The following is a 12938-nucleotide window of genomic DNA, read 5'->3' as shown; positions in this document are numbered from 1 at the left end:
TAAGGAGATAGTAACGATGACGAAAATACTCATTCTTGAAGATGAAGAATCGATCCGCAGCTTTATTGTCATTAATTTGAAACGGAATGGATTCGATGTTGTAGAAGCAGATAACGGCAATGATGCTTATCAAATGATTATGAACGATCCGACTATTGATATCGCTCTGCTGGACGTCATGGTACCAGGAATTGATGGATTCGAAGTATGCCGACGCGTTAGGGAGCAGAATGAGCGGCTCGGAATCATCTTCTTGACTGCTAAAGTGCAAGAGCAGGATAAAGTATATGCCCTGTCAGTAGGCGCGGACGATCATGTCAGCAAGCCATTCAGTCCTACAGAACTGGTTGCACGGATTCAGTCCTTGCTGCGCAGGGTTAGCGCCTACCAGCACACTGCACAAAAGGTAGTTTATCAATCTGGACCGTTTTCACTTGATTTAATTGCGAAGCGGTTTACGAAAAACAATCAAGCAATTGATCTGACTCCTACAGAATTCTCACTTGTTCAGTTCTTTATGGAAAAAGAAGAGATGACATTAAGCCGAGATGTGCTGCTTGATCATGTATGGGGTAAAGATTACATGGGCGATCCTAAAATTGTGGATGTGAACATTCGTCGTTTGCGTCAAAAAATTGAGGATGAGCCATCATCGCCAAGATTCCTGGAAACGGTATGGGGGCACGGATATAAATGGAAGGGAATAACTCCTTGATTAAGCCGGGCATACGCCGCTCGGTAGTCATGCATTACTTCATCGTTGTCTTTATGACGATGCTGATGCTGGAAGTGGTCTTCCTCATCTCTGTGCGGACCTATTATTATGATTCCGTATCCAGCAATTTAACGAATCATGCATCTGTAACGACAAGATATTATCAGCAATATATCAACTTAAGCTCTAGTGAAAATGACCAAGGTTTATTGCCAGAGCTGTTAGAACTGTTCAAATTACGCGGTGCTGAAGTTCAGATTTTGGATCGAACGGGAAAAGTGCTCATTTCCTCAAGCGGGTTTCGAGTAGACAAGCCGATCGGAACGCTAGATGTTCTCAGCGCGCAGCAAAGTAAGATTGAGCATTGGATAGGCAAACAGCCTGGAACTGGTGAATCAATTATGGCAGTGTCTGCACCATTGTTTGAGCGAGGCAATATCAGCTACATTGTCCGACTTGTAACCTCATTGGAAGTCGTGAACAGCCAGTTGAATAGTATCGTACTCGTATCCATATTGGTGTCTATAACCATATTAATTATCGTCTTGGTTATTAGTCTTGGTTTGGCTAATTCGATTGTAAAGCCGATCAACGAAATAACAGCTGTGTCGGCTCAGATGGCACGCGGGCGATTCGACGTCAGGGCCAAGGATGGATACAAGTATGAGCTTGGGGAGCTGTCTAAAACGCTCAACTTCATGGCTCAGGAGATTGTTCGAAGCAATCAATTGAAGAATGATTTTGTATCTTCCATCTCTCATGAATTGCGGACGCCATTAACGGGGATCAAGGGATGGAGCGAAACTCTGTTGTCTGGTTCCTTCGATCAAGAGGAAACGAAGTTGGGCTTGAATGTTATTCATAAGGAAACTGATCGATTAATTGGGCTTGTTGAGGAATTGCTTGACTTCTCAAAGCTGCAAGAGAATAAGCTGCAATTCCATTGGCGACAAGTGTCCATCGCTACGATTATCGAAGACACGATCCTACAAGTAAAAATGAAGGCCGAGAAGAAGCAAATTCGATTGGAAGAGCGGGTTAGAGGAAATGAGCAGATGCTGAACGCCGATCCGAATCGTTTAAAGCAGGTTTTCTTGAATTTAATTGATAATGCGGTCAAGTTTTCGCCAGAAGAATCTGTAATCACGATTCACACCTCTTGGGATGCTGAAAAGGTGGTTGTTCGGATTGTGGATCAGGGAATCGGGATAAGCGAAGAACATTTGACTAAAGTAATGGACAAGTTCTATCAGGTTAATCCTAGTCATGGCGGTACTGGATTGGGGCTTGCCATCACATACGAGTTAGTTAAGGCTCATGGAGGAGAAATGTCCATTGAAAGTGAACCTGGTGTAGGGACGACTGTTATCGTCTCTTTGCCAATTCGGATGCCGATTGAAACAGAACAATCTATGGATTCATGATTTTTGTTGTAAAATTCCTGTTCATGAGACCTTTACGTGATAATTTTCATGTAAAGGTCTTTTTTTTCGGAAAAATAAGAAAATAGCATATCTTACTTCGACAAAACATACTATAATATGAATCATAATCATCCTTATCGTTGTCGTAATAACTCGATTGTTGTCGTCCTCATCGGAAGGAGGATAGGATTGTGGAACTATTTTTTTTCGTGTTATTTTCCGCGTCTGTCCCATTTATTATTTATTTATACTTTATAAGTAAGCAGCGTCCCCGTTCACTTGAACAAGCTCCAGCTATAGCAGTCAACAGTTCGCCCAATCACAGGGATATGGACGAAGGACAGGATGTGGCGAGCCATTGTTCTATACTTGTTGTAGAAGATCAGCTGTCTATCCGCATTCTATTGAAGGAAGCGCTGGAAGAGCTGCCGCTAGAGGTAAGAGAGGCAGAGACGGGAGAGCAAGCGCTAGACTCGATGCGGGAATGTCCGAGCAGAATTGTGCTTATGGATGTTAGCCTGCCTGATATGAATGGGCTGGATGTTCTGCATACGGTTCGTACGATGCGTCCAGATACCGAGGTTATCATGATGTCTGCTTATAGTGATGCGGACAAAGTCAACGAAGCGAAGGCGGCTGGTGCGATTGGTTTCTTTTCGAAGCCATTCGACCTGGAAGAGCTGCGAGCGTACATATCATCCAGACTATAACTGACAGCGTTATCTCGTCCTGACAATTGTCAATCGGAGGATGTTATGTTTAGAACGATACAAAGTCAGCTTAGCGCCCGCATAGTGATAACACTAGTGGCTGCGTTAGCCATTATTTTTTCTTTTTCCTATGAAGCTATACGCTCGATCATTGAAACAAGCCTGCAAAACAATTATTTGAACCAAGCTAGAATGGCCGCTAATGAAGTTGAAGCGGCCATTCGTCACCACAAGCTTATGGTAGAAACCTATGCGAGAATCATTCAAGGCATATTCGGTACTTCTAGTCGTATTAAAGCCAAGTTAGACCAAGTGACGGAATGGTATGCGAGTCAGCCTAATGAGCTTTTATTTGGCTATTGGTTTACGATGCAATCCAGTTCTCGATGGGCAGACAAATTTGCATCATGGTATGGATACGATGAGGCAGGCCAGCTTCGAAATTTTTATAGACAAGATCATGTGGATGAGTCATTGCCCCAGTATCGAGACGATCCGCGATATGACTATTATCATGGTGCCGTAAAGAAGAATGGAACCCACCTGACAGCATCTTATATCGACCCTTATCTCAACCAACCAATGATATCCATCAGCACACCTATATACAATTCAAGAGGCACACTGCTCGGTGTAGCCGGAGTTGATATACGGTATGGCGATTTGAAGCAGTTAGCAAGTAAGCTAAGTGTGCACCCCAACAGCAAGATTCTACTAATTACCCTTCAAGGTGATTTACTATACGACCCTGACAAAGATAGAAGCGTTTATGACAATATATACACTGATCTTAATGAAGATGCAGTTTCTTTGCTGCGCAAATTAGGAGATCAACAGGATGCCTTTATTTTGGATGATTATCATGGAAATTCAATGTATGTAAGTTCTGTAACGCTGGAGGAAGCGAACTGGAGAGCGATGATTATGCTGCCTGCGAGTGTAATCAACAATGTACTTATTCATGTATGGATTGTCACACTGACCACGATTAGCGTTAATATTGTAGCGATTTATTTCCTTATGAACTGGTGGATACGCAGACTGATCGTATTTCCGCTGGATCAATTAGTGAGTGCCTCACACCGAATTGCAAACGGGAACTATGAAGGTACAGTTTGCATCGACTCAAATAACGAATTTTGCATGCTTGGCTCTGATATGAATCGAATGAGCGAAGCATTGCGTCAGAAGGCTAAGATGGAACAGGAAATAAAGCGTATGAGCGCTTTGCAGGTTGTGGGGGAGATGGCTGCTGCAATCGGTCATGAAATACGGAACCCGCTAACGACTATAAAGGGATTTTTGCAGCTTCTGCGCAATAAACCGGAGCATGCGAATGAACATCTTTACTTTCATACGATGTTGGAGGAAATTGAGCGTGCAAATTCGATCATTACTGAATATTTGTCCCTGGCCAAACATAAGATTGCTCAGTTCCGCCCCCATTGTATGAATGAAATCATTAGACAATTATACCCGCTGGTTCAAGCGACAGCATCCGCGAGCTGCCAGGATATTCGATTGGATCTAGCTCTGGTTCCTCAAATGGAAATGGATGAGAAGGAGATTAGGCAGCTTCTGCATAATCTCATCCGTAATGGCCTTGAGGCAATGGATGAAAATCAGGTTCTTACCATTCGGACTCGTTCTGAAGAGGGCACAGTAGTTCTAGAGGTGGAAGATGAAGGTCCTGGCTTTACACAAGATGTATTGCATACAGCAGGTACCCCATTTGTCACAACGAAGGAAAAGGGGACTGGGCTCGGATTGTCCATTTGCTACAGCATTGTGGAGCGCCATGAAGGGCAACTGGTCATTCAATCCTCACCGGGACGAACCTTGATTACCATCCGTTTGCCACTAACTCAAAAAAAGAATGATTTGTAGCCTCTATATTACCATAATTGACCGATGTATTATAAAATGAAAGAATTATGCACTATTACTCTATTTTGTTGTAATGAGCCTGCGAAAAAATGGTTGTATAACTATGCATATATGTGTATAATGATGTTACCTCACCAATTGCGAGCGGGGAAATCACATAAATGATGAGCGGGGTTGAAGGATATGAAATCACTGAAAATTGTTGCGGCATGCACACTCATTTTATCCTTATTAGTTGGCTGCGGTGCTAAAGAAGACCGTCTAGCAACTGTTCAAGAAAATAAGAAACTGGTACTTGGCACGAGTGCTGACTATCCACCATTTGAATTTCGCAAAACGGTAGACGGCAAGGATCAAATTGTCGGATTCGATATTGAGATAGCAAAGGAAATTGCGAAGGATTTGGGCGTAGAGTTAGAGATTAAGGATACATCTTTAACGACGCTGCCTGAGGAATTAAAAACAGGCAAGATCGACATTGCCATCGCGGGGTTGGATCCTTCGCCTGAACGGGAAAACGCAATGGAATTCTCTACACCCTATTATTTGGCGGAAGCTGGAGTCATTGTACGTGCAGCTGATAAGGACAAGTACAAGACACCTGAGGATTTGAAGGGACTAAAAGTTGGCGTACAGCTCGGATCGACATTCGAGAATGTCATACAGCAAATTCCAGATGCAAAGAAGGAAATGCTGGATAAAGTAAATGATCTCGTGCTGGCGTTGGAAGCAAATCGCTTAGAAGCGGTTGTCGTTGAGAAGCCTGTAGCAGCTGCATTTGCGGCAAACCGCAAGGAGGTTGCTGTCGCGCCTGTTGAGCTGAAGCCAGCGAGCGAAGGGTATGTGATCGGTGTTCGCAAGGGCAGCGTGAAGCTGCGCGATGAAGTGAATAAAACGCTTGAACGCTTGAAGCAGCAGGGGAAACTGGACGAATATATTACACAAGCGGTACAACTGGCGGAACAGCAATAAAACAGCGGCTGTCGCTTAACAATGACGGTCAATGCTTTTACGTATGTGACGTGTTCGCTCCTCTTGGGAATCCAACCAGTGAGGGGCGTTTTCTCTTTATTATAGAAGAAATACAGATTATGAGCCGTTATGCGTAGGGAAGGGGTAGGTTGTCATGTTCGATTGGATCGACATGTTATGGAAATATAAATTAGGGTTTGTATCTGGTGCTGGCATTACGGTGCTGTTGTCCGCGATATCTGTCTTATTCGGGCTGTTATTGGGTGTCACCATTGTACTAATGCGAATGTCGAAAATTAAGCCGCTGAAATGGTTTGCAGTGACTTATATTGAAGTATTCCGTGGAACACCACTGCTTGTACAATTATTCATCATTCATTATGGTCTCGCGGAATATGGTGTAGAGTTTACGGCTTTGACATCTGGGGCAATTGCCCTCTCCTTGAATAGTGGAGCGTATCTGGCTGAAATCTTCCGAGCAGGCATTCAATCTATTGACCATGGACAGTTGGAAGCAGCTCGTTCACTCGGCATGTCCAAGTCGATGGGAATGCGGCTGATCGTCCTTCCACAAGCATTTCGCAACGTTATACCGGCGATTGGGAACGAATTTATTACGATCATTAAGGAAACTTCGATTGTAAGTACGATCGGGATTGCGGACTTGATGTTTGAGACAAACATCATCCGTGCCAAAATCTATTCGGCTATGGGGCCGCTGCTGGGAGCGGCATGTATCTACCTGATTTTAACCTTTACATTATCGAAAGTGGTAGCACGTTTGGAAAGGAAGTTGAGCGAGCATGATTGAGATTCGGAATTTGCACAAATCGTATGGTAAATTAGATATTTTAAAGGGTGTCAACTTGTCAATCGATCGCGGTGAAGTGGTAGTAGTTATTGGTCCAAGTGGATCTGGAAAGAGTACGCTCCTTCGTTGCATTAATTTGCTGGAAACACCAACCAAAGGTGACATATTATTTGAAGGTCAATGCATCACGGACAAGTCACATAATATAAATAAGACACGTGAGAAAATGGGAATGGTTTTTCAATCATTCAACTTATTTCCTCATATGACTGTGCTCCAAAATATTGCACTTGCACCGATCAAGGTCAAAAGTGTGCCTGAAGCCGATGCTAAAAAACTGGCAATTGAACTGCTTGGCAAGGTTGGACTGGCAGATAAGGCAAATGCTTATCCAAGACAACTGTCCGGAGGACAGAAGCAGCGTATAGCCATTGCTCGTGCGCTTGCTATGCAGCCTCATGTAATGTTGTTCGATGAGCCAACGTCTGCGTTAGATCCAGAGATGGTTGGTGAAGTTCTTGAGGTTATGAAATCATTAGCTGCAGAAGGAATGACAATGGTCATTGTAACTCATGAAATGAACTTTGCAAGAGAGGTGGGAGATCGGATTCTGTTCATGGATGGCGGCAATATTGTGGAGGAAGGCTCTCCACAGCAGCTTTTCAACCAGCCGGCACATGCAAGAACGAAAGATTTCTTAAGTAGAGTTTTATAAATAGCTTACATCACAAAGGCATCCAAATCAGGGGTGCCTATTTTTGTTAAGTCCATTTGAAAGCGTTTTCGTTTACAAATCAGAAATATGTGTTATGATAGGTCTATAAAGATTACAAAAATGTCATCTGGGATTACAAATTTGTTATGAAATAAAAAAATTTCGAAGCTTCAAACCATTGGGGGGCGCGGGTTCCAGAAACTTACCATCATATTCCTGCGCACAGGTTACAAAATTGTGATATGATGCAATCCGAGCCGAAACGACACACCCGTACGGGGGACTATTGACCGGTGTTCAATATTTTACCGAACACCTTGGGGTGAATCGCTTATTCCGCAAATGGAATAGCGTAGGGGAACTCCTTGACCCGAATCCGACAACTAACCCCGCAGGCTAATGCACAGGAGGAAAACATGCGTAAAAGAATTACAGTAACGATTACAGCTGCTTTACTTGGACTTGCGTCCATTCTTCAAATTTTGCCGGCACAGGCGGAGCCCTATACGGTAATAGAGGGAGAAACGTTTTATTCAATTGCTAAGAAATACAACATGAGTGTTGAATCTGTATTGTCGGCAAATCCGACAATCAATCCTAAAAATTTGTATGGTGGTCTTTCCATCGAGCTTCCAGGACCTGTTGTTCAAAAGTCTGTATTGGAAGGTATGCCAGTCGGTAATGCTTTGGGTGGAGCAAATAATAACGGACAGGCAGTGAAGACGGCTTCGGCTTCAAATAATGAAAAGGCAGTTCAACAGGCTGCTCCTAAAAATGTGGTTCAAATGTCCTCAGGACGTACAGCAACATATAAAAAGACATTAAATATGCGTGCTACAGCATATACGGCCCATCCGAGTGAAAACGGAAAATGGGGTGCGGTAGATGCTTTGGGCAACGCATTGAAACTTGGTACAGTTGCAGTGGATCCAAAAGTCATTCCACTGGGTACGAAATTGTATATTACGGGATATGATTTCAAACACTTGCCAACAGGCGGAATGGTTGCGGTAGCTACAGATACCGGCGGTGCAATCAAGGGGAAAAAGGTTGACATTTTTGTACCGGTAAGTAAACAGACAGGCAACACATTCGGCGTGCAAGACGTAAAAGTGTACGTGTTGAAATAATATCTACTATTATAAAGTAGATCATACTTAATACCAGCAATTGAATAACAAGCCTCGCCATTCGGCGGGGCTTGTTTTATTTACTCCTTCTTCTCCTTCTGATCCTGAAGCAAATCCGGTAAGGTAACGAATTCATATTGGCGCTCCCTTAACTGCTTAATTATAGAAGGGAGTGCCTTTACGGTTCCATGCAAATACCCATTCTGTGTGCTACCGCTTGCATGCTGCAAAATAATGGAGCCTGGACGAACTTCACGCATGACATTCTGCAATATGTGTGATGCGCTCAAACCTCTCCAGTCATTTGAATCTACGTCCCAATTGACGACCAAGTACCCGTTATCTCCTGCCCATCGCAGTTGCTCCTCATTTATCTCGCCATATGGCGGACGGAAATAACGCGGTTTATATCCGATAGACTGCTCAATAATCCGTTCCGTATCCTTTAACTGATGCTCAAAGGCAGGAAGCGTGAGCCTCGTCAACAACGGATGGTTGTACGAATGATTGCCGATGATATGGCCTTCGCGAACCATACGTTCGACCAACTTCGGATATGCCTTGGCACGAGTGCCTACAAGGAAGAAGGTGGCTTGTATATTGTGCTCCTTCAATATATCCAAGACAAGCGGTGTAATTCGATTATCTGGTGCGTCATCGAAGGTAAGGGCAACTTGTCGTTCGCCTCGACGTTGCTTTGCATTTAATTTGAAAATATGCGGATACTTCACCCTAAGCTCTGCAATTGTGAGCTGTCGTTTCTTCATTTTATGCATGCTAGAACGTGAAGATTGCGAAGTTTGTGCTGCAGATTGAGATGTGCTCGATTTTTGCCAAGTTTGCTTGCGAGCATTCGAATCATTTTCTATTTGTTGTCTAGAATGAGATTGCGCCTGCTTCTTTTTCAGTTCTTTGCGTTCTGTCTGCTCCGTCGTAACGGTGAACTTTGGCAAATGAATCGTTTCTAATCCAGTTGTCCCATGTAAGCTATTGTAGCTTTGAGAATGGGTGGTCTCTGATCCAGCCTTGAAAATGCGGGGGACAGAATGAGTGCGATCTTTCGTCCACAGGCTTTCAGTTGATGAATGGATTGATTCTGATTGCGTTTGATTGGGCTTGATCGGAGGAAGATTGGGTATGGATGGCGCTTCCTGTTGGCGAGCGAAGCAGCCAGCTACTGCGAGCAAGCACAAAGATAATACAGATAAACAAATTTGTTTATTTCGCATAGTGCCATTCCCCCATTCCGTAGACATCAATGTTCTTGTTATGTCCTTGGGGGTAAAGAAATATGCCCCAATCATCATTCAACAGTGACAGGGAATTAATCTCATTGTACAGGCAGCTGTTTCAAGCACGACTTGTAACTTCTTGCTAATATTCTGAAAATTTGCGAAACCATTGTCATAATGATGACTGATTTGTGATATGTGTCACAGTAGGGGGAGGTTTAGAACAGGCATAGTAGAGTTGTAAAGGTGAGAAAAGCTTTAAATAGGCCATATCGGGCCGCCACAGTAGGGTGGGGCTTTTCTTACGAGCAGGAATCTGCACGTCTCAATAATAACGTGAGAAGGATGCAGACTATCCTTACTCGTGAAAAAAGGAGCATACTTGTGTATACGATTCTTTCCAACGAACGCATCTCTGAAGGCATTTACCTCATGACGGTGGAGGGTCAGTTTCAAGCAAGAATGGGACAATTCTATATGCTGCGAGCCTGGAATATGGCACCCGTTCTGTCTCGTCCAATCAGTATTTGTAATCTGGAGCGGGATCGCATTCAATTCCTGTACAAAATTGCAGGAGAAGGCACACGATTGTTTGCACAGCTTCGTGAAGGAGACCGTATACAGCTGGAAGGGCCGTTCGGCAATGGTTTCCCCCACGTTAAAGGACGAACTGCGCTAATCGGAGGCGGTATAGGCATTGCACCCTTATTGTATACAGCGAAGCAGCTGGATAAACCGGATATTTATCTCGGCTTCCGAGGACAATCTTATTTAACGGAAGTTTACGAACCATATGCAAACGAATTAGTGGTTCGCGTAAACGGAAATCTGCTTGATGACATTGACTTGAGCAAGTATGACAATGTGCTTGTTTGCGGTCCACTCGGTATGATGAAGGCGATCGCTTTACAAGCAGAAGGCTTGGATACGAAAGTATATGTTTCTTTTGAAAAACGGATGGCTTGTGGAATCGGAGCATGTTATGTGTGCACAGTAATGAATAAAAACGGCAACCGCAAAGTATGTGCGGACGGGCCTGTATTTTTAGCGGAGGAGGTGGAATGGCATGCGGAACTTAGCTTGTAATGTGGCCGGAATTCCGTTCAACAATCCGATTGTGATGGCATCGGGGACTTTTGGCTTTGGACAAGAATATGCCAAATTGTATGATATCAACAAGCTGGGCGGCATCTCCTGCAAAGGGCTTACCCTCCATCCACGTAAGGGGAATAACGGTGCCAGAGTATGGGAAACACCTGGCGGAATGATGAATAGTGTAGGACTTGAAAATCCAGGCATCGATGCATTCCTGACAGAAGAAATGAAATTTTGGGAGACCATTGAACCGGTTAAAATCGCAAATCTGGGCGGCAGCAACATTGAAGAATATGTAATCGGGGCCCTGAAGATAACGAAGGATGCTGAGGAGCGCCGAAAAGCAAAAGTTCGGGCCGTGGATATGATTGAACTGAACATTTCATGCCCAAATGTAAAAGAAGGCGGAATTGCTTTCGGTGTTAAAACAGAAGTTGCAAGAGAGGTTATTCGCGAGGTTCGTCAAGTTACCTCGTTGCCTCTTGCTGTGAAACTGTCTCCAAACGCAGAAAATATTGTAGAAATGGCAGTCATGTGTGAGGATGAGGGAGCCGACTGCGTCTCCTTGGTTAATACGTTCTCCGGCATGAAAATAGATATTTATCAGCGTCGCAGCATTTTTTCAAATACGTATGCGGGCTTGTCTGGTCCAGCTATTAAGCCAATAGCGCTGCGAATGGTTCATCAGGTTGCACAGCAGGTGTCCATTCCGATTATGGGAATGGGTGGAATTGCGTCGGCCTCGGATATTATCGAGTTTATTATGGCAGGAGCCGAAGTCGTACAGGTTGGTACTTATAACTTTATGAATTTGCGTGCGGGGGAAGAGCTTTTGGCTGGACTTCAGAGCTTTATGGAAATGGAGAACATTCATAGTTTGGATGAAATTCGCGGCATTATTAGATAAGGTTCAAGCGGCTAAAATGAGGGGGCGCGAATTGGTATGAATCAGCTACAGCCGGGGGAAGATCTGAGCATCCAGTTCCAAAAAATCGGTAGGGATTATCTGTTCACGATTTGTGGTGGGGATCAGCATATTGGTGCCGTATCCACTGCATACAAGGGGCAGGGGACGGATCAGCAGGAATGGGTAGTGCAGACGAACAAGGTTCCGGGTCATAAGGAATATGTATTAACTGAACCTATGGCTCAACAGGCTGCACAGGAACTGCAAGCAACGGTAACGGTCTGTGCAGGCATTCACTATGATCATCTTACAACATCAGAGATTGAAGCTGTTGTTGATCGCGCTTGGAAGCAATTTTTACTTACATTGTCTGCAATGAAATAGAGCAAGTTGAGCGTCTGAGAGAGAAGATCGGGGTTTCCTGATCTTCTTTTTTATATTGTTTTCCATTCAATTTTGATTCTTTTTGTTGTGCTACGATGGGTGTATACAAAATTCCACTTTTCCATATAAAATAGAGATAGGATTTTTTTGTTTTTTTGAAACAACTTTAGAACTGATTCGTATGAATGTGTAATGAAACATAATAGTAAATCACACGTATTTTGTTTCAATGGTTATGCAACTCAAAGGAGGAAATATACAATGTCCGTATTTAAACGTTTGCGTGATTTAACGATGTCCAATATTTATGCTTTGATTGAAAAGGCGGAAGATCCGATTAAGATGACGGATCAATATTTGCGCGATATGCAAGAGGATTTGGAAGAAGCAGAACGCGCAGTCGCACAGCAAATCGCGATCGAGAAACGCTTCAAACAATCTTATGAGGAGCAAGAGGCTCTTGTGAATAAGCGCGCTGAGCAAGCCGCAATTGCAGTTCAAGCTGATAATATTGAATTGGCACGCCGTGCGTTGGAAGAGAAAAAAGCTGCTGAAGCGAAAATGAATGAATATAAAGCAAGCTATGATCAAAATAAAGCTTCTGCAGATGCCCTTCGCGCGAAGCTGGAAGAAATGCGCAAGCAATACACAGATATGAAAAACAAGCGTGAAACGTTGGTTGCTCGTATCAACGCTGCGAAGGCACAAACAGAAATCAACAAAGCGATGGCGGGATTCAGCTCCGATACTGCTATGTCAGGCTTGAAACGCATGGAAGACAAAATGCTGCAAATGGAAGCTCAGGCTGAAGCGAGCAATGAAATTCGCGGAGCGGGAAGCAAGTCATTGGATGATGAGTTCGCGAGCTTGACAAAGGATAAAGGTGTCGAGGATGAATTGGCAGCCCTGATGAAGAAGTACGATAAATCTGCCGAATAATCGGAATCGGATATAGA

At 43.8% G+C, this 12938-nt stretch carries 13 protein-coding genes and 1 riboswitch; of the genes, 12 read left to right on the top strand and 1 reads right to left on the bottom strand.

The window, feature by feature from the left end; genetic code table 11:
* The first annotated feature begins 16 nt into the window (after window positions 1–16).
* From NO352_RS11655 to NO352_RS11620, 8 genes are all read left to right on the top strand, one after another.
* On the top strand, window positions 17–715 hold the full coding sequence (locus NO352_RS11655; RefSeq protein ID WP_005549959.1) for a response regulator transcription factor: 699 nt from the start codon (window positions 17–19) through the stop codon (window positions 713–715).
* The gene (locus tag NO352_RS11650) at window positions 694–2139 is read left to right on the top strand and encodes a sensor histidine kinase (protein WP_163977455.1); all 1446 of its coding nucleotides are present in this window, start codon (window positions 694–696) and stop codon (window positions 2137–2139) included. The genes NO352_RS11655 and NO352_RS11650 overlap by 22 nt, the downstream gene beginning before the upstream one ends.
* A 191-nt stretch (window positions 2140–2330) precedes the next feature.
* The gene (locus NO352_RS11645; RefSeq protein WP_262866692.1) at window positions 2331–2849 is read left to right on the top strand and encodes a response regulator; all 519 of its coding nucleotides are present in this window, start codon (window positions 2331–2333) and stop codon (window positions 2847–2849) included.
* A gap of 45 nt (window positions 2850–2894) precedes the next feature.
* On the top strand, window positions 2895–4736 hold the full coding sequence (locus tag NO352_RS11640) for a sensor histidine kinase (protein WP_289355727.1): 1842 nt from the start codon (window positions 2895–2897) through the stop codon (window positions 4734–4736).
* Between the two features lie 183 nt (window positions 4737–4919).
* Entirely contained in the window at window positions 4920–5708 is a 789-nt protein-coding gene (locus NO352_RS11635) for a transporter substrate-binding domain-containing protein (protein ID WP_005549963.1), read from the top strand.
* A 154-nt stretch (window positions 5709–5862) separates the two neighbouring features.
* On the top strand, window positions 5863–6519 hold the full coding sequence (locus NO352_RS11630) for an amino acid ABC transporter permease (protein ID WP_005549965.1): 657 nt from the start codon (window positions 5863–5865) through the stop codon (window positions 6517–6519).
* Window positions 6512–7234: an amino acid ABC transporter ATP-binding protein gene (locus NO352_RS11625; RefSeq protein ID WP_005549967.1), complete on the top strand. Its 723-nt coding sequence runs from the start codon at window positions 6512–6514 to the stop codon at window positions 7232–7234. Before NO352_RS11630 ends, NO352_RS11625 begins: the two co-directional genes overlap by 8 nt.
* Before the next feature lie 245 nt (window positions 7235–7479).
* A riboswitch (cyclic di-AMP (ydaO/yuaA leader) is annotated at window positions 7480–7648 on the top strand.
* 2 nt (window positions 7649–7650) lie between these two features.
* Window positions 7651–8364: a 3D domain-containing protein gene (locus tag NO352_RS11620; RefSeq protein WP_005549969.1), complete on the top strand. Its 714-nt coding sequence runs from the start codon at window positions 7651–7653 to the stop codon at window positions 8362–8364.
* 80 nt (window positions 8365–8444) lie between these two features.
* Here the strand turns inward: NO352_RS11620 and NO352_RS11615 are convergent, their stop codons facing one another.
* Window positions 8445–9593: a polysaccharide deacetylase family protein gene (locus tag NO352_RS11615; protein WP_289355726.1), complete on the bottom strand. Its 1149-nt coding sequence runs from the start codon at window positions 9591–9593 to the stop codon at window positions 8445–8447.
* A 387-nt stretch (window positions 9594–9980) separates the two neighbouring features.
* On the opposite strand from NO352_RS11615, the gene NO352_RS11610 reads away from it, so the two are divergent.
* The 4 genes from NO352_RS11610 to NO352_RS11595 all read left to right on the top strand — a co-directional run bounded on the left by NO352_RS11610 (window position 9981) and on the right by NO352_RS11595 (window position 12921).
* On the top strand, window positions 9981–10682 hold the full coding sequence (locus NO352_RS11610; RefSeq protein WP_005549971.1) for a dihydroorotate dehydrogenase electron transfer subunit: 702 nt from the start codon (window positions 9981–9983) through the stop codon (window positions 10680–10682).
* Window positions 10663–11598 (top strand): dihydroorotate dehydrogenase, encoded by a 936-nt coding sequence (locus tag NO352_RS11605; protein ID WP_163977601.1) that lies wholly within the window; start codon window positions 10663–10665, stop codon window positions 11596–11598. Before NO352_RS11610 ends, NO352_RS11605 begins: the two co-directional genes overlap by 20 nt.
* 36 nt (window positions 11599–11634) lie before the next feature.
* Window positions 11635–11982: a prenylated flavin chaperone LpdD gene (lpdD, locus tag NO352_RS11600; RefSeq protein WP_005549974.1), complete on the top strand. Its 348-nt coding sequence runs from the start codon at window positions 11635–11637 to the stop codon at window positions 11980–11982.
* Between the two features lie 261 nt (window positions 11983–12243).
* The gene (locus NO352_RS11595; protein WP_005549977.1) at window positions 12244–12921 is read left to right on the top strand and encodes a PspA/IM30 family protein; all 678 of its coding nucleotides are present in this window, start codon (window positions 12244–12246) and stop codon (window positions 12919–12921) included.
* The last annotated feature ends 17 nt before the right edge of the window (window positions 12922–12938 follow it).

This window comes from Paenibacillus sp. S-12 (assembly GCF_030363895.1).
Taxonomy (GTDB): Bacteria; Bacillota; Bacilli; order Paenibacillales; family Paenibacillaceae; genus Paenibacillus_B; species Paenibacillus_B alvei.
Note: the sequence above shows the minus strand (reverse complement) of the source record. Positions and strands in the feature narration are given on the sequence as shown.